Below are 17,780 nucleotides of genomic sequence, written 5' to 3'. Positions count from 1 at the left end.
TATTGCAGGTATAATATCTTCTTTCCCTATTAAATTAAATGGCTCTTAAATGAAAAATTGGCGCCTATTCTTTTTCAAGAATTGCGCTCGATTGTGGAAGATCTTTAACACAATAATCGCATATTATATAAATGGTGTGACAATAAGTAATTATCTCTTACCTTTTAGTTCTAAAAGTATAGGTGTTATATTTAGTAAGGTAGAAACAATTGTCAAAAACCATAATGCCTTTTCCATACTAGGTACTACATCCAATAGAGTTGACCAATCTTCAACTTTTACCCACCCAGATACAAGACTGTATTCTGAACAAAGTGTTAATGCTGTAAATGATAATCCTATCGCCATAGCAAGCTTATAATCCTTTCCTGCTACATACATATAAAGATTTATAAGTGTTGCTACTATTGCAATAATCCCTAATATTATCCACATAACTATACCTACCTCCATAGATTTTTATTTATGTCGTGTAATAATACTAATGTGCATCATTTTTTGCATTACTTTATATTAGACATTAATACGTCTAATCTTATTTTACAGTAAATGCTCATTCCTTTTGTGATTTCTTATGGAACAAACCTACCCTGTTAATTTAAGCACATTTCTTTAAGCACATTTGAAGCCAACAGTTATCCAAAGTGATTATGAAAACACCAAACAACAAGAAAAATACTCACTATCCCCCAAGCAGCGGTACTCCACATCCACCAAATTATGGATTTTGCTTTTGATGAATTTTCCTCGTCTTCCATATTTGCTTTTATAAAAGCGACCTTACTTTCCATACCTTTTTTTATAGAAGTGAGAACAACAAATCCAATTATTATGAAACCAATAGTTATCCAAAGTAATAGGTCCACCTTTACACCCCCTTTATATAATTGAAATTCACCGCAATTTATTATAGTAATTAGATTCTACAAAGATAATCCGAAATTTTACATAATCACGTATTAAAATGCTGAAACTTAAAGTTCCCAAAGCGTCGTTTGGTGACATTTCATAAAAGGTTGTTATTCAATAATATGGCCCTTTAGTGGAACAGCTTATTGTCACTCTACATTTCCTTAATCGATCTTTTAATTCAGATATTCTTTATAAATGTCCGCATCGAGATGTACATTTTTGCTTGTCTAAGCATGTACACTTTCGCTCAAAATGTACTTCTCTATTCATGTGTATGAATAATTACAACTTGACATGGAGACCTCTACTCGCATGAATCGGCAGCCGAAACCCAGCTACTACAAGAGCTGGCTAGCCGAACAAGGCTATCATGCTCGCCACTCCAAGTAAAGTTGTAATATACATTGGTGAGCAAAAATGTACATGGTTATTCGAGCGTAATTGTACGTACTTATAAGCGCATTTATAATTCTTTTAGTTTCACTATAAAAACACCATTTTAGATTACTAATTCAAAGAGGGAAAAACGGTCAAACCTAAAACATCTGCAAGTACGGTTTTTCTCATGAAAAAGGACTCCCTTCGACATTGGGTAAATCGCCTCGTTGTAACTTTCCTTCATTTCATGAACAAAACTGTTAGCTCGGCCTTTAACATTGCACTTCCTACTTTATAGGGAAGTCTTGCTCTTTAAAGAATTAAGGAAAGCTAACCAATTAGTAATCTTCCATCCAACCTACTAATTTTTCTAGCATTTCTTGGATTGGCGCTGATTCTTTTTCAATGCGCTGTGCTAGATCCTCCATACTACCAAAAATTTGATATAATACATAGCTACGTTGGTAATCTTCTTTGTTCTCCAGTTGATGTATCAATTCAGCTAGCAATTCCAGTTTATCAATGTGAATTCCTTTTAACTGCTCGAGCTCCCCCTCATTTGCGCTAAGTAAAATGTCAATCAGTACAGGCATCCGTTCCACTGATAGATCGTGCATGGTAAGTAAAGCTTCTGCATAGTTATTTTGTACAAGCTGGTGCTCTGAATCAACAAGTGACATATAGCTTTGCACAAGGGGAAAATAAGCATCGCTAAAAAGCCCTAAACCAAATACAGCATATGTTCCAGGCATAGCGGATAGCTCGCTAGGCTCCACGTCCTCATACCATGCATATTCCTCCATTGCCACTTTTGCATAGTCGGCAATCAATGGGAATAGGTTTGGATACGCAAGGCAATTTGCAAAAAATTGATGCAGCTCAGTTTTCGCAAGGCTTTGAATCGGTAAATAGTTTTCTTCCTGACTCTCTAACTGTAAGCTATAGCCTTTGACAAAGCCCGCTTGTAACAAATCGATGATGTAATGCAACGCTTCACGATAGGCTTCTTCTTCCTCAACAATGATGTGAATTGAAATGAATTTTCGAATATCATTGGCTGCTCCTTGAAAGCGCGCACTTTTCCTTCTATGTTCATAATGATCACTGCCATTTTGTAAATAGTCCTCCGCCTCTTGTGAGCCAAGTTGCTGCGCCAATTCAAGATATTGCTTACGTGTATCAGGTTCTTTAGATCCGGTTTGTAAGGCAATATAAACGAAGAACTCTAACTCCGTTTGCTTAGGTCTTGCCTCTGAGTTTAGTATCCATTTCGTTTCATATTCTCCTGTCTCCTCAAAATAAACCGATAAAATATACTCCTCTGCCCAAGCTTTAAATGCCAATGTATAATCATAAATCCACTGGTTTAAGCGTTCTTCATTCCCGCTATACTTCACCAATAACCGTTGCACTAATGGATCGATATCAGCTACGCTCTGATGGAAAAAATGTGGATTGACTAGGCAACGTGCAAAGAAAAATCCATCTTTCTTAGCAGGACATCCAGGCAAATCAGCCATCACTTTTGTTTCAATAAAAGAAGCTAACGTTTGTTTCGCTAATGTGAACTTGTCGTTATTTAATAGCTCTTTTTGATAGCAAATCTCACGCCCCTCGTGCTCAAATTCCAATATAAGTTGAAGGCGATAATCAAAAAGTTTCGCATGATATTCATCGGATTGGAAAACCGAATCTATTTTGGCACATAAAGCGGAAAATAATTCTTCTATTTGGTTGATGTCTGTTATCTCTTGCATGTAATCGCCCGCTGCTACCCTATAAGCATCATCATGCCAACTAAATGGCTCGTATGTATAAATCGAAATCGTTCCATAATGAGGGGTTCCCCATTGTAATTTATTCAATTTTTCTGATGTCCATTTCACCTTTACATAATGATTAACCCCTATATGGAGCTGGCTCCAGTCTTTCATTTTACTAATTCGGTCGTTTTCCTGCTGATAGAAGCGCTCTAACTGCTGCCATACATCCGCGAAAAATTGTTCTAAATACTGTGACAAATTCATTCCCCCCCCATTTGAATGTTTTGATATAAAATTCCGTAATTACTATTTTGTCAGTATTTGTATTCACTTCACAAAAAAGGACAATCGTGATTTCTTAATTATCAAACTATAAGTACCTATTTTTTGCACCAAAACCACGACCATCCTTGTATTCGTACATTTCAATTTTCATCAATTCATCACTAGACGGCAAAGTCAGTCCCCCTTGCATCACTATGACTTCTTTTACAAATGCCGACGATTCATCATTAAGTATATTCTTTTCCTTCAATTTACTTGTAACGTTAATGAACTAAATCAACGAGTGTTTCTTTCGTTCGGTGTATGAACTTTTCTTCTATAGTCCGTCCTGAACAGCCAATTAACAAGGATTATCGCAAGGGGGAAATCGATGCCTTACCGACTATCCAGATGCTTGAAAATGTCTCCTTCCAATCTATAAAACAAGCGTATTTCCTAAAATGAAACAAATATTCTCCATGAAATTCATCTATTGTTTCTTGGTCATTTCTCCGCACTAACTAATGTAGTAGCTCTGGTACAGTTTCTCCAGAGCTATGGTCAACTTCCCCATATTTCAACAATATAACCTAGATTTAATCAAAGTCGGAATACAGAATGTATTGCTGACATTCTAAGCATTGAAATAGATAACCTTGATGCGAGCCATTATTACGCAAAGTAGCGGATAGCTCTTCTTTGCTATGACCATTAAAATGTTCAAACTCCTCCGTAATGCCCATCTCCACTAGCTCTTGCCAGCCAACATAATCAATAAATGCGCAATAATCCGTGCAATGGGCTACCCAATCATTTCCTTGCCAACTAATATATCCGGGTGTTCGATGCAACACTTCATCTGTATAGTCATCATTCTTCACAAGCTCGGAATTTAATAAATCTTGCTGAAATTGACCATCAAATTTTTTCGCAGCCAGCCCACTATGAATACAGCTTGGACAAAGATATTCCACCTCTTCAATCGCATAAATGCCTTTTGTACAATACATGTCTACTTCTTGCTCACAGCAGTCGCAAACAACTAATTCACCCGTTTTAAAAATATTCGCTTGTATTGGATTCGGTATATATTTAAATGTTGGTAATGGTATTTTCATCTCCACTTCCTCCTGAATGACACGTGGCAATAATGGCTTTACATTTTGTGGTTTGTCAATCCAATATTTAATCGCGCCGTATTTTCTCTGACCTTTTTTATTGCGTAATTCCATGACGGATGTAAAAATTTTGTATGCCTCGACATACATTTATACAAGACTAAACAACAAGAGTTAGAAAAAATAACAGCCGTCACAGATAATCTGTATATAGATTGGAAATATGGAGATATTACAAAAGCTGAATACTAGCGTATGAAAGCAAAATTTAACACCTTTATACACTATTCTTTTTAATATGCCTGAGCAAACCAAACTGTATGCTTTGCTTCATTGCCACAGCAAATACAAGACGTTTTCGTAGTTGGTGGGTTAAACGGAATGTTACGAGAAGTAAATTTAGTCTCTTCTTTCACTTTTTCCTCGCAAGCATCATCTCCACACCATCCAGCAAGGATCCAGCCAGGAATAGATCCGTTTTCCTTGGAACTACTAATATGCTGCTGTAATTGCTGAAGTGTATCTATATTTATATGAGCGTTGGCATCGCGGAATTGGCGCGCTTTTTCAAATAAGCGAGTTTGCATAGTTGTTAGTTCTTCTTCAATTGCTGAAACAACATTAACCAGGTCAATTGATTGCTTCTCATCTTCATCTCGCGCTTTTAACAATGCTTGATTGTTTTCTAAGTCACGTGGTCCTAATTCAATTCGAACTGGTACACCTTTTAATTCCCATTCATTAAATTTAAAGCCTGGTGATTGGTCGGAATCATCAAGACGTACTCGAATTCCTTTTTTCTTAAGGGCCGCATAAATCTCGTCTAGTTTCTCCATAATTTCAGGGTTCTTTTTCCATGGACCTACAGGTATTAAGACAACTTGGGTTGGTGCAATTCGTGGTGGTAAAATAAGGCCCTGTTCATCACCGTGAACCATAATAACTGAACCAATTAATCGCGTGGAAGTACCCCACGATGTTGTGTGTACATATTCATGCTGATTGGCTTTATTTAAATATTTTATTTCAAAGGCTTCAGCGAACTTTGTCCCTAAATAGTGAGAGGTCCCAGCTTGTACGGCCTTTCCATTTTTCATCATTGCTTCAATAGAAAATGTATCAACTGCACCTGCAAAACGTTCGGAAGGTGTTTTTTGTCCATCATAGACAGGAATTGCAAGTAAACCTTCTACTACCTCCTTATAGATAGCTAACATTTGCATTGTTTCTTTTCGTGCATCCTCTTCATCGATATGTGCTGTATGGCCCTCCTGCCATAAAAATTCAGAAGTGCGAATGAACGGAAGTGTTTTCTTTTCCCAACGAAAGGCATTGGACCATTGATTAATTAAGACCGGTAAATCACGGTAACTTTTAATCCAATTCGAATAGAGATGTCCAATCATCGTTTCAGAGGTCGGACGAAGCGCTAAACGTTCTTCTAATTTCTCGCCCGCTGCCTCCGTTACCCAAGGAAGCTCAGGTGAGAAACCTTCGATATGTTCTTTTTCCTTTTGGAAGAAGGATTCGAGGATTAGCATAGGGAAATAAGCGTTGCGGTGACCTGTTTCTTTAAAACGTCGGTCCATTTCTTCCTGAATATGTTCCCAAATTTCATAGCCGTCTGGTTTAAATGCGATACAGCCACGAACTGGTGTATAATCCATTAAGTCTGCCTTTTGGATTGTCTCAATGTACCATTTTGAAAAATCATTTTGTTGTGTTGTCATGTTCTTTCCTCCATTTTTGTATTCTCTGATTAAAAATAAAAAGCACAAAGCTGTCCTTAAAATAAGGACGTCTTTGTGCCGAATAAACGTGGTACCACCTTGAATTTAGTTTTAAGATAATCTTAAAACCCTCAAACGTTTTGTAACGAAAACGACTCGGTTATGTTTGCATAACATCTCCGTGGTAGGTTTCAGATAAGAAGCGGTGATATAGCTCTCAGCAATTGCTATATTCTCTGTTTCACGATTCTTACTTACTTGGCCACATCATCAATTCATATTTTATATAACTTTAGCAAAACAGTTAAATAATTTCAAACATTTAATTAAAAACGATTATTTTTCAGGAAATATCAGAAAATTAAATTTACTTTACTTTCCCCTGACCAAGTTTGCTTTTAACTAGCCAAAATTCATAAATATTTCTGATCTATTGGAACATCCCACGCCCCGTACGTTCTACCCTGGCTACTGATCGATTAAATTTAAATAAAAAAAGTTATTTATCTACATATTTCTCATCTCATGGATTTTTTGCAAGGTATCAAGGTGATTTGATTTATCTTCGGGCGACTTAGCGAATTTATACCACTCCACAAGCCTGTATCCGAACATAGCCAGAATTAGTTCATAGATACAATGTTCGGATACATGGGACACATCCGCATATTCCGAAAAAAACCTGTAATATGCCGGAATGCATTTTCGGTAGTATTCAATCATATGACAGACGTCGGCTTCATCAGTTATTAAACTCGCGATATCCTCGCCCATGTACCCCCATCCGGCGGTATCCCAATCGATAAGTACGATTTTACTGTCCGAATAGAATATGTTTGCCACCCAAAAATCTCTGTGGCAAAGCACTATTGGTAGCTTTTCAATTCGACTGAATATTTCGTCCGCATTGTTATCTAAGTCTATGAGCATTTTACACAGGTACTTCGGGATTTCACAGTCATCGGAGCGTATATAATCATACAAAACATTCCATGACCGATAACGCAGATAGTGGTTTTTCATAAACTCAACCTTGCTTAAATTGGACAAATTCTGCAATGCTTTTGGTCGCTCAGTGTACAATTTGCCTTGAAATTGCCCCAATTCCTCGGCTATACGTTCATACATTTCCGAGGTTAGATTTAAGCCTGACACACCATCAATATATTCCATCCACAGTTGAATCTCATCGCCATTTATTTCGGCGTGATAACACTCCGGCCACCGGAACGAGTCGGAGAAAACCTTTTTGAAATCCGATACATAGAGGTCGTATTCCCTACGCCATGAATCCGGATCACCATAACGCTCAAATTTCTTCTGTGTTTTCCAAACTATCTTATACGGCAGATTTTCGCCATCAGAAGTTTCAACTATGCCTGTTACAAGCCGAACAACTCCTATTGTCCCGCCTTGCAACTCTTTAAGTTGATAATCTGCGCGGATTATCGTCTTGTCGAGCATTTTACTCAAAACAAGCGCCAGTATTTCGGGCTTTACAAACTTTTCATCATGGTTGTTCATTTCTTGTATCCTCCCTTTTTACCCTTATGTCGCATGGCAATCGACTTTTGCCACGCCTGTTTATCTACGAGATCCCCCGATTTATCCTCCACAAACTTGTTTTCCCGCTTCTGTACAAGGTAACGCTCCCAATGCTCTGGTGCCAATGATCCATCGGCAAGGGCGGTAAGAACTGCGCAGCCCGGCTCCGTCTGATGGCGGCAGTCATTGAAGCGGCACTGTGTGAATAATTCCTCCACATCGTTAAATCCGGCGCTGATCCCGTCGTCCGCACCGAACAGCCCAAGTTCACGCATACCAGGCGTATCAATAACCATCGCACCGGAAGGGAGCATGAAAAGCTGGCGATGCGTTGTTGTGTGCCGGCCCCGGCTGTCGCCCTCGCGGATAGCCTTGACAGTCATCACTTCCTGATTCATCAAGACGTTTAGCAATGAGGATTTTCCCACACCGGACATGCCGAGTAATACCACGGTTTTTCCTGGTTGCAGATATTCGCTCAACCCATCTAACCCACTCCCGGTGTGGCTGGAAACTGCGTGTACTGGCACATCAGGAGCTGCTTTCTGAACTTCAGCTAACGGTGCGCTGAAATCCGGGGCCAAGTCAGCCTTTGTTAAGATTACGACAGGCTGGCTGCTGCTCTGCCGTGCCTGTGTCAGGTAGCGAATGATGCGGCTGACCTTGAAATCCCAGTTTAGGGACGACACGATAAATACGTAATCAAAATTCGTTGCAACGACTTGCTCCAGTATGGTTTTGACATACCCTACTGCGTGTCCCGAATAGTCAGCGCGGGAAAATTTCGAGCGGCGAGGCAGCAATTTGGCAATACGCGAAGCACCGTTTTCGTTGTATTGCAGAAATACAAAATCGCCAACGCACGGAAAATCTTCCCGAGTCACCGCAGTGTGGTAGAAAGCGCCCTTCAATACAGCCGTCACTTCTCCTTGTTCGGTGATGACGGTATATTGCTCTCGCTGTAGTTCAGTAACCCTTCCAGGTATTAAACCTATCGGCGGCGTTTCGGCTTCGATATAGCCGTATTGTTTCAAATCAATCATTGAACCGATCCTCTCCTAAAAGTTGTTTTTGGGCATAAAAATACCGCGAACAAGCAGCCTCCTAAGAAGCTGCTGTTTCGCGGTGAATAGCCAAAAGTCGACTATAATCAAAAAGGAATACGAACTTCATCGTATCCCGCTAACAGCAGTATTCACGAAAGGTTACTGTTTACGGCATAGCAAAAAACACGGGTGATATTCCCGCTTGCGCTCATTCCAAGTTATATTCAAAAATCGGAATTTACTATGCCCGATATTCGGTTAAGTTAAAACCACCAATACCATATAAGTTGTCATTAAAAACATCTCCTTTCGCAGAAAAAAGTTGGAATATAATTCCACTCCTATAGTGTGCCATAACCCTTTCTGACTACTCCCACAGCTAAAGCAGTGGGGTTCTTATATACTTAAGAGAAGCGTTACAAAGCTCTCCACAGATGGTGTTGCCATGTCCTGTGTACAACATCTTTGATTTATCTTCTGTTCTATAAGACTTTCTTATTTACACAACCGATGTTGTGTTGGCAATAAGTTTTAACGAAGGCAGGTAGCTCTACCTACGGAGGAATACCCCTCACTTGATTTGTTGGATACCCATGCTAAGAGGGAATGTTTTCTTTACTTGTTTCAAGTCTTCTATATGTTGATTGTGTAACGCTAAAAAGGTAGTAAACGTTTTATTGCATAAGTCTTGATTAGGTTGTTGTAAATTTGGATCACTATTCATCAGTAAAAACGCACTATATAAATCTCGTTGTACGAGATGACTTCCAATTTGACGCCAACGTTGATGGAGTTTTTTCTTTTCATAACGATCCGTCACATGGTTATACTGACTGGCTCGAAAGGTTATCGTATTTACTTTCTGTATCGTTTGCTTTGTGTAACCTAATTTTTGATGGATGATTTCCACTAGCATGGCAGGGGCATGATTCCCAATGCTTTTTCCAAAACGCTTTTTGGATTGGATTTTGCCCTGTATAGTTGTTTTTGTTTCTTTTGCGCGTTTTGCCAATCCTTTAAAATGCATGGTTTCGATGTACACCTCATCGCCAAGAGACAAAATTTTATTTGCTAACGCACCATGTTTTTCTTTGATGTAGGAAGCTTTCTTTCTATATAATTCTTTTACTTGTTCTTTTGTTTTTTGATAGTTTTTACTATATGTCCAACGGAGTTTGACGCCATGTTTTATAGTCCCATCCTTTTTGAAATTGTTAGGATTGGTACTTCTACGACTTCTATCTAACTTGCGTAACAAACATCTTTTTTGTTTCTCCAATAAAGGTACTTCTGGAGCAAGTTGTTGGATGAAAACTGTTTCTTCTGAAACAATCGCAATAGTAGAAGGACCAATGTCAATACCTACTCGTTTTTGTTTTTGATAGGCATGCCGAAAGGCTCCTGTTGATGGTATTCTCTTGGCAGGAGGAATCCCATCCATCACAAGTTGTACGTAAAAAGTATGTTTTCCACGAATCACTTTTTTGACTAGACGACAGTATTTAATGGTATGAAGGGCAAGGGATTCTTTTACAAACAAATCTTGTTTACGAATACGGACAGGAAGGATTAATCCATTCCAAAAGACACTATTCTCTTTAAATCGAATGCCTGCTTTATTAGATTTCCCTTCTACAGAATGAAACATTCCGTATCGTTTAAAGTGTGCTTTGCTCCCTTTAAATAGAACATCTTGAACCGCTCTCCAGACAGTAGAGGCGATTTTCTGAGAAGTATTGCTATCTATATGTTTTTTATAGTTATGTTGATGCTTTTTAATATACGCATGCAGTTGATATTCACTTAATCCAAAAGATTGACGAATGTTATTTAATTCTTTTGCGGTCTGCTTCAATTCTTTTGAATCATTCGTTTTTTTCGCTTTTTTTGGTAGCCACGTAATTGTTTTTCGATAGTGTTTTTGATTCTTGCATGAACGTATATTGTTTTTACTGCATAAGACAAAGTTGTATTATAGAGTGTACGGGCAATTTCAAAAACGTTTTAATAGGAGATCCTTTTGCCATGTATCTATAAGTAACTTGAGTTCTATAATAAAACAATCTTTCTTCCCTTTCGTCATTACCCGTCACTCCTTTCTTTTTTTGATTATTTACAATATACAATATAAACATATGTTCTATAAAGAAAAAGTACTTCATTCCTCCCACCTCTGAAGAAGTGGGCTTCTTGAAGCTCACTTCTGTGAGAAATCAACAGAATATTTGGTTATTAGCAAATTTTATCGGTCAGCTACCTCTACAACTCAATCCCCCAACCATCGCATAAAACATGATAAAAACCACCTTCTTTCTCGATTTGAAGGTGGCTTCCTGCGTTTAGTTTTTTGTGTAAAAGTAAACGACAATGCAATTACAGAAACTATAAGAGATGCGAGATCTAAGTCCCAACCAGCCTCAAACATAATTCTACAAGTAGGGGTGAGCAGTTTAGTCGACGGGATCAATGTCCCACGCCTCCGTAAGTTCTACCCTGGCTACTGATCGATTAAATTAAAAAAGCTCAACCAGAAAGTTCTGGCTGAACTATATATAATACAAAGCCTCCGTTTGACTGACGAAGGTTATTAAGTATCACCTAAGTATTCTGCAAAGTGTAAAAATCCAAATTTCCTCACCAAAAAGTTTCTTAATTCGCCCTGAGTAGCTTTTTCTATTGGAGGATTTGTTAGGGTGTAAGCTTTGGCATTTAATTCAGCAAATTTATCTTTATCTTCAATAATTCCTGAAGAAATTGCGGCTTTTGGATAACCCATAAAAAATATATGTGTTCTTAATGCCATAATTAGTGTTGAATGCAACAGTATAATTACAACAAAGAAACAATAATTATTACTTTTTTCTTCAAGTCACCGCTCCCCCAATTGACGTTAATAATCTATAAAACATTTTAGCGTAAATTTTCCATTTATCTTCAAAAATTAGTTCGCGTAAAAAACTACTTGGGTGGGCGTTTCCATTGTTCTGTTAGATTTATAGGCGAAACAAAAATTATAATAGGTTCGAAGGATTGAGCACCTAATGGAGATTGGACTGGCTATGTGTACTGGGTTTGTCATAAAGTAACCGTAAACACTTAGAGGATCTCGTCCTAAACTAAAGACAAGATCCCCCATTTTAACTACATGTTACTATCAACTATTAGCTTCGTAAAGTCCTCTACCGATAACGGCTTACTGAAATAATAGCCCTGTACGTACTCGCAGCCATGTTCACGCAGCACGTTTAATTCGGCTTCTTCCTCTACACCTTCAGCTACTACTTGCAGATTTAAGGCATGTGCTAAAGAGATCATAGCTGAAATCATAGCAATGCCTGATTTTTCAGGCACAATATCACGAACAAATGCACGATCTATTTTTAAAACATCTACCGGGAATGTCTTTAAGTAATTCAGCGATGAATAACCAGTTCCAAAATCATCTAATGAAATCGTAATACCAAGTGCTCTTAATTGTTTGATTGTATTAATTAAGTCTTCCGTATAATCTAGCATACTCATTTCTGTAATTTCAATTTCTAAGAAGTGCGGATCTATGTTTGTTTCTGCAATAACTTCATGTATCATGTCAACAAAGCCTGTTGTACTAATATGAATCGGAGAAATGTTCACGGCCACTCGTAAGTTTAAATTATGTACCTGATTCCAAGCCCTTACCTGTGCAGATGCTTTTCTTAACACCCATACACCGATATCATTAATGAGCCCACATTCCTCAGCAAATGGAATAAAATGATCCGGTGGCATATAACCTAGATCAGGGTCATGCCAGCGAAGTAAGGCCTCCATACCAATCACTTTATTCGTTTTTAAATTGATTTTGGGTTGATAATGTAATTCCAAAACATCTTTTTTTAACGCTTGATGTAATTTTGTTTCAAGTAATAGCCATTTATCATTGACTTCCTCCATATTTGGACGATATAAGCGATACTGATTACCGCGTGTAGATTTCGCAGCATACATAGCGATATCTGCATTTTTCAATAATTCCTCAACAGAGTTTGCATGATCTGGGAAAATACTAATTCCAATACTAATACTTGCGTAAAATTCAAACGTATCGACAATAAAACTCTTATTAAAGACGCTGATTATTTCCTCGGCTTTTTCCTCAATTCGGTCAACATCGTTTAGTATAATAACAAATTCATCACTGTTATGGCGGTAGATGGAATTGGATGTATAATCAACGTTCCGTAGACGATTCGCCATTTCCACTAAGAACATATCCCCGATGATATGACCAAGTCCATCGTTAATGTTTTTAAAACGATTTACATCAATGAATAATAACGCAAACTTTTCTCCTGTACGTCGAGATTGATGGAATTCATTTTCTAAACGTTGTTCTAACTTACGACGATTTGGTAGCCCCGTTAATTCATCGTGATAAGCAATATGGGTTATCTTTTTTATATCCTTTTGGGCGGTAATATCAACTCGTATAGCAATATATTGATACGGTTTGCCATTGTCATCAAGAAAAGGAATAACCGTTGTCTTCACCCAGTAAAGACTACCATCCTTCGCGCGATTACAGACCTCGCCATTCCACATATCACCCTTGCCTATAGTTTTCCACATCTCTCTAAAGAAAGATTTTGGATGGAATCCTGAATTGAGTAAACGGTGATCCTGTCCCAATAATTCCTCACGAGTATATTTAGAAATTTTGCAAAAATGATCATTAACAAACGTGATTCTACCAGTTCGATCTGTAATTGCTACAATGATGGAACTATTCATTGCAGAAAAGATATCTTGTAATTCTTTCAGACTGTAGTTAACTTGATTGATACTACTAGGCGTGATATTCATCATTTTCATTCTCCGTTCATTAAAATAAGAAGGGTTTGGTACTTTTGCTTTATATTAAAGCGAGGTGAAAAGTTGTGGGATGTCGCCCTTTTTTATGTAATTATATTATAGTCTTAGAAAAGCAGTTAATTCAACCCAAATGTCAAAACCTTCAAATCTATATTTGGTAATTTTCGATAAAATGGACAAAAAATAAGGTCTTTTAACTTACTTAAAAAGACAGTTTCTAAAGATTTTAATTACCTTAGTTCTATTCTATATGTTATGTTATGTTTAGCCTATTTAGCTTTAGAATTTATGATTTCACTGTAATTTTACGGTTATTATATGATATATCGCCAAAAATGCCTTACTGTCACATACAGGCAGTAAGGCATTTTATAAGCTAAGAGACTTCATATTCTATTTGACCTCCCAATGTTTTGGCTCGTTCATTGTAAGCATTTAGTTGCTCCTGAGATAAGTTTAAAATATAGTAGTGAAAATTTATTGGCTCTAAATCATGTTTCTCACATACTTGTCGATAAAATTCATAGCCTTCTCGATAATCTGTCATCCTAATAACTTCCTTTCAATTGCGCTGCTTCGTTATAATGTTCTAATTGTTCTTGTGATAATTGATTGACATAATAATAGAAATTAATGGGTTCTAAATCAAATTGTTCACACTTTTTCAAGTAAAATTCATAACCGGATTTATAATGTGCCATATGCATTCCTCTTTTCTTGTTATATAACAGATTTATTATTTGTTAATAATATATAACAGATGGTTTGCTATGTCAATAAATTATCTGATATTTCTATTAAATATACGAAAAGCCCAGTCCATTTAAATTAGTATGGCTGGGCTTATCATAAAATATTCACATTGGCTTCCGTAATAACCACATCCTTTAACAGTACCTTTTAAACTCCTAATTGTTTGGCTTGCATGTTATAAGTTGAAAGTTGCTGCGGTGATAACTGTAATACATAATAGCGGAATGAAATTGGCTCCAAACCATAGCGGTCACACATCTCACAATAAAATTCATAACCATCACGATACTTTGTCATTAAAATTCCTCCTAGAACAAAACTGTTTTATAACAGTTGTTGTTATTTTTTATTAATATATAACAGATGATTCATTTCGTCAAGCTTTACAATTAAAAATATCCTTGAAGCATTAATATAATGACATAACAAAAACCATTGTTTTGAAAAAGATTGATCAAAACAATGGCTCTCGTTCATTTCGAATAGTAAAAACATTAAGGAAGTAACTCTACCTTTACCTTTAGTTTTATATCTACTGATTGCTCTTCATCTTGTACACGGTAAGTTATGAAATAAGCTCCTTTGGGAAATCCTTTAAATACCTTTTCAAAACTTTCGTTACCCTTTAAAACACTATTTACAATTTTTGTTTCTTTATCTATATTTTGAATTTTGTAATAAAAACTTTTTGTTCCAGTATTTGATACGGACACTTTAAATGGAAAGCCTCCCTCATAAGTAAAATATGATTTACTTATGAGGGAGACGATACCTCTTCATTAATCTCAACAGGGTGCGAAGATCCTATTGATTCATCGTCTTTCTTCGTATTGCTGATATCTACGACAACAGGTTTATTGTCTTTCTCCAATGTCGTGCTTTGCTTTTTTTCCATTCTTTGTATTTAGTCTCCAGGAAGTTCATTAGTGCTCAACTTTGATGAATCTTTGATTTCTTTTATTTGTCCAATATGTCGTTGTTCATGAAAATGAATTTGTTCTACCCATTGATCAAGAGGTAATTCACCAATAGCAGGATGCTTCACGGATTTTTCCACTAATATGGATGGATCTTCGATTGTATCAAGGAAAGTTGTTAATTTTTTTCTTGAATCGTCTAGCAACTCAATGATTTGCTGAACTGTAAAAAAGTCTTCAGCTGGTTCAACAATTTTTGGTGCTGTAATTTTCTTTGTTCTATCTACAATAAGTTGAACATTTTTTCGTTCCGTTTGTTTATTATCTACTTGTTTTAATCCCCATGCAATCGCTTTAACTGAAGATTCCTCCACTAAAACTAAGTGATGGCAAACCTGTGCTATACTCCAACTGTTTGTATCAGGCTTAGCGTTGAATTGAGTATCACTTAATGATTTAATCTCCTCTACTAAGTTATTTCTTGTTTCGCATAGATGGTCGTTTATTAATTGATTCATAAGCTACTCCCCTTACCAAACGATTTTTGATTCCTATTCTGTATATGCTCTATACAATGTAAAGTATTCTATAGATGAAGTAAATTTCCTCTATAATTTTGAAAATCGTCGTAAAAATTATCTTGCTCGAACAATATTGAATGGATTATTTTCGAGTACATGCTGCAGCTCTTCATCTTCAATATGTGTATAGATTTGTGTCGTTGCAACACTTGAGTGACCCAGAATATGCTGAAGACTTCGAATATCTGCCCCAGATTTATACATCATTGTTGCAGATGTATGTCGTAATTTATGTGGCGTCAGTCGTTCTTTTTGGAGTCCAGATTGTTGATTAATTTGTTTAACGATTTTTGCAACGGTTTGACGTGTAAAGCGTGTTCCCTTTTGTGAGACAAAAAGAGGCTCCTCTCCCTCGCCTTTATATGTTGTCTTTCCACTATTTTCATAGTCTGCAAGTGCCTGCATACAGCTATCATTCAAGTAAACTGTCCGTTCCTTATTGCCTTTACCTACGACCGTTAAGTAGCGCCCTTGTATAGATGATCTATTTATCTGACAAAGCTCTGTTACACGAATCCCTAAATTTAAGAAAAACATCATCATACAATAATTTCTTGGTGAAGCACGATTTGGCTGGATGCCATCGATAAATTGTGTGGCTTCTTCAATATTCATATAGATAGGTTTTTTTCGTCCTATTTTTGGTGTTTCTAATTCATCAGCCGGATTTTCCTCAATAAGCCGGCGTTTCCCTTTAAGGTATTTAAAAAATGATTTCAACGTTGCAACCTTACGTGCTCTCGCAGATGCAGAATTTCCGCGCTGCATCTCGCAATACTCCATAAATAAATATAGATCCTCCAGTGTCATTTCACGAATTTCTTGTATTGTAATGGTAGAAATATCTATTTTCGTTATATCTGAACTATCAAGATCATTCTGAATGGCTATGTAGAAACGGAAGAATAATGTCAAATCATATTCGTATTCTTTTCTTGTGCGATGAGACTTCCCTTTAATCGTCGTTAAATAGACAAGGAAGTCTCTCATTATTTTAGGAAGCTTGGTTTTTTCCATAAAATCACCTCTATTTGCTCTATTTTACCATAAAAAACGTTCCCAAATATAAATTTGGGAACTTTATGGTGAAATAAAAGATCTTTTTTTACTTAACGGAACGCATGTTCTTTTTTTGATAACAAAAAAAGATGATTCTCTTTTAGAAAGAAAAATCACCTTTTTTAAAGTTTTTTTTGGAAATTTCACTTTTTAGGCATAAAGCGCAAAAAAAATGAATATTTAAATCTAGTGGACTAAATGAACTATGTGCTGTGAGACGATTTGAAAAATGGAAAGGTGGGTAACTATACATGTCGATTCTTCTCACAACGCGCGTGGAATTATTTGGCTTTTGTCATTTTGGGCGCATTGTTTACCCGTGAGAAAGCGAAGCGTCAATTAAGCTAGGACAAAATCCGTTTACGAGATAAAGATACTATACGTCCCATCTACTTGTTTTGCTAGAGACCAATTTGTTGATAGCATATGATGAAGCTTCTCGATTGTTTCCTCATTACAAGTTAAATGTTGGATGCCTGTTTCTAATAATTGATAATCCTTACCTTCTGCTAATTGGAAACGAAGATACAGTAAACGTTGAATGCCTGGCAAAGTTACATATTTGATACGGTAGTTACCATGCAGAGCGTCCAAAAATAATTGTTCCCCTTCTTGATAAAGTGCCATTGTTTCGGAAAATTCATAGTTTGGTACTTTTTCCTGCCAAACTGATAAATCCCCTGTTTGCAATGTGCGCACAATCTCCTCATTAGTAAAATCTAATTTCGAAAGCTTGTCTAGCTCATAAGCTTGCATTAAATTAATGATTGTCATTTTATTAGCTCCTTTTATATGTATTTATCTTCATTCCTCTTATAGTAATGAGGTGAATGCGAATGTGGTTCCTTTTCAATTGGTACCCA

Annotated in this window: 17 protein-coding genes and 1 other annotated feature; all 17 genes read right to left on the bottom strand. The window is 36.8% G+C overall.

What is annotated here, in order from left to right:
- Positions 1 to 150 precede the first annotated feature (150 nt).
- Positions 151 to 435 (bottom strand): hypothetical protein, encoded by a 285-nt coding sequence (locus FJQ98_RS13180; protein ID WP_053596642.1) that lies wholly within the window; start codon positions 433 to 435, stop codon positions 151 to 153.
- 200 nt (positions 436 to 635) lie between these two features.
- Positions 636 to 866 carry a hypothetical protein gene (locus FJQ98_RS13175; protein WP_053596641.1) on the bottom strand — a complete coding sequence of 77 codons (231 nt, stop codon included), beginning with the start codon at positions 864 to 866 and terminating at the stop codon, positions 636 to 638.
- A gap of 762 nt (positions 867 to 1,628) precedes the next feature.
- Positions 1,629 to 3,311, bottom strand: coding sequence for a DUF6138 family protein (locus tag FJQ98_RS13170; protein ID WP_053596640.1), 1,683 nt, complete (start codon positions 3,309 to 3,311; stop codon positions 1,629 to 1,631).
- A 602-nt stretch (positions 3,312 to 3,913) separates the two neighbouring features.
- Positions 3,914 to 4,435, bottom strand: coding sequence for a CbrC family protein (locus tag FJQ98_RS13165; RefSeq protein WP_053596639.1), 522 nt, complete (start codon positions 4,433 to 4,435; stop codon positions 3,914 to 3,916).
- 293 nt (positions 4,436 to 4,728) lie between these two features.
- Positions 4,729 to 6,165 (bottom strand): proline--tRNA ligase, encoded by a 1,437-nt coding sequence (gene proS / locus FJQ98_RS13160; protein ID WP_201406463.1) that lies wholly within the window; start codon positions 6,163 to 6,165, stop codon positions 4,729 to 4,731.
- Between the two features lie 60 nt (positions 6,166 to 6,225).
- Positions 6,226 to 6,445 (bottom strand) — a binding site (T-box leader).
- A 227-nt stretch (positions 6,446 to 6,672) separates the two neighbouring features.
- Positions 6,673 to 7,689 (bottom strand): aminoglycoside phosphotransferase family protein, encoded by a 1,017-nt coding sequence (locus FJQ98_RS13155; RefSeq protein WP_201406462.1) that lies wholly within the window; start codon positions 7,687 to 7,689, stop codon positions 6,673 to 6,675.
- Positions 7,686 to 8,753 (bottom strand): ribosome small subunit-dependent GTPase A, encoded by a 1,068-nt coding sequence (rsgA, locus tag FJQ98_RS13150; protein WP_082340370.1) that lies wholly within the window; start codon positions 8,751 to 8,753, stop codon positions 7,686 to 7,688. The genes FJQ98_RS13155 and rsgA overlap by 4 nt, the downstream gene beginning before the upstream one ends.
- A 574-nt stretch (positions 8,754 to 9,327) precedes the next feature.
- Complete coding sequence (locus FJQ98_RS13145) at positions 9,328 to 10,611, bottom strand: transposase (protein WP_246494211.1); 1,284 nt, start codon at positions 10,609 to 10,611, stop codon at positions 9,328 to 9,330.
- Positions 10,612 to 11,343: 732 nt separating this feature from the next.
- Complete coding sequence (locus FJQ98_RS13140) at positions 11,344 to 11,559, bottom strand: hypothetical protein (RefSeq protein ID WP_143114596.1); 216 nt, start codon at positions 11,557 to 11,559, stop codon at positions 11,344 to 11,346.
- Positions 11,560 to 11,897: 338 nt separating this feature from the next.
- Entirely contained in the window at positions 11,898 to 13,601 is a 1,704-nt protein-coding gene (locus tag FJQ98_RS13135) for a putative bifunctional diguanylate cyclase/phosphodiesterase (RefSeq protein WP_053593073.1), read from the bottom strand.
- Between the two features lie 382 nt (positions 13,602 to 13,983).
- A complete protein-coding gene (locus tag FJQ98_RS13130) occupies positions 13,984 to 14,154 on the bottom strand; it encodes a hypothetical protein (protein WP_053593072.1) in 171 nt (56 codons plus the stop codon).
- 1 nt (position 14,155) lies between these two features.
- Complete coding sequence (locus FJQ98_RS13125; protein ID WP_053593071.1) at positions 14,156 to 14,308, bottom strand: hypothetical protein; 153 nt, start codon at positions 14,306 to 14,308, stop codon at positions 14,156 to 14,158.
- Between the two features lie 199 nt (positions 14,309 to 14,507).
- Positions 14,508 to 14,657, bottom strand: coding sequence for a hypothetical protein (locus tag FJQ98_RS13120; protein ID WP_053593070.1), 150 nt, complete (start codon positions 14,655 to 14,657; stop codon positions 14,508 to 14,510).
- 197 nt (positions 14,658 to 14,854) lie between these two features.
- Positions 14,855 to 15,073 carry a hypothetical protein gene (locus FJQ98_RS13115; protein WP_053593069.1) on the bottom strand — a complete coding sequence of 73 codons (219 nt, stop codon included), beginning with the start codon at positions 15,071 to 15,073 and terminating at the stop codon, positions 14,855 to 14,857.
- Between the two features lie 191 nt (positions 15,074 to 15,264).
- The gene (locus tag FJQ98_RS13110) at positions 15,265 to 15,795 is read right to left on the bottom strand and encodes a DinB family protein (RefSeq protein WP_053593068.1); all 531 of its coding nucleotides are present in this window, start codon (positions 15,793 to 15,795) and stop codon (positions 15,265 to 15,267) included.
- A 117-nt stretch (positions 15,796 to 15,912) separates the two neighbouring features.
- A complete protein-coding gene (locus FJQ98_RS13105; RefSeq protein ID WP_053593067.1) occupies positions 15,913 to 16,875 on the bottom strand; it encodes a tyrosine recombinase XerC in 963 nt (320 codons plus the stop codon).
- A 402-nt stretch (positions 16,876 to 17,277) separates the two neighbouring features.
- Positions 17,278 to 17,691, bottom strand: a complete 414-nt coding sequence (locus FJQ98_RS13100) for a hypothetical protein (protein WP_053593066.1) — start codon at positions 17,689 to 17,691, stop codon at positions 17,278 to 17,280.
- Between the last annotated feature and the right edge of the window lie 89 nt (positions 17,692 to 17,780).

It is taken from the genome of Lysinibacillus agricola, from assembly GCF_016638705.1.
GTDB lineage: Bacteria > Bacillota > Bacilli > Bacillales_A > Planococcaceae > Lysinibacillus > Lysinibacillus agricola.
The sequence above is the reverse complement of the archived record's forward strand: the minus strand, read 5'-3'. Positions and strand labels throughout refer to the sequence as shown.

Coding starts and splice junctions, on each gene's coding strand:
- FJQ98_RS13180 (WP_053596642.1), bottom strand. CDS start 435: ATGTGGATAATATTAGGGATTATTGCAATAGTAGCAACACTTATAAAT.
- FJQ98_RS13165 (WP_053596639.1), bottom strand. CDS start 4,435: ATGAAAATACCATTACCAACATTTAAATATATACCGAATCCAATACAA.
- proS (WP_201406463.1), bottom strand. CDS start 6,165: ATGACAACACAACAAAATGATTTTTCAAAATGGTACATTGAGACAATC.
- FJQ98_RS13155 (WP_201406462.1), bottom strand. CDS start 7,689: ATGAACAACCATGATGAAAAGTTTGTAAAGCCCGAAATACTGGCGCTT.
- rsgA (WP_082340370.1), bottom strand. CDS start 8,753: ATGATTGATTTGAAACAATACGGCTATATCGAAGCCGAAACGCCGCCG.
- FJQ98_RS13140 (WP_143114596.1), bottom strand. CDS start 11,559: ATGGCATTAAGAACACATATATTTTTTATGGGTTATCCAAAAGCCGCA.
- FJQ98_RS13135 (WP_053593073.1), bottom strand. CDS start 13,601: ATGATGAATATCACGCCTAGTAGTATCAATCAAGTTAACTACAGTCTG.
- FJQ98_RS13130 (WP_053593072.1), bottom strand. CDS start 14,154: ATGACAGATTATCGAGAAGGCTATGAATTTTATCGACAAGTATGTGAG.
- FJQ98_RS13125 (WP_053593071.1), bottom strand. CDS start 14,308: ATGGCACATTATAAATCCGGTTATGAATTTTACTTGAAAAAGTGTGAA.
- FJQ98_RS13120 (WP_053593070.1), bottom strand. CDS start 14,657: ATGACAAAGTATCGTGATGGTTATGAATTTTATTGTGAGATGTGTGAC.
- FJQ98_RS13110 (WP_053593068.1), bottom strand. CDS start 15,795: ATGAATCAATTAATAAACGACCATCTATGCGAAACAAGAAATAACTTA.
- FJQ98_RS13105 (WP_053593067.1), bottom strand. CDS start 16,875: ATGGAAAAAACCAAGCTTCCTAAAATAATGAGAGACTTCCTTGTCTAT.
- FJQ98_RS13100 (WP_053593066.1), bottom strand. CDS start 17,691: ATGACAATCATTAATTTAATGCAAGCTTATGAGCTAGACAAGCTTTCG.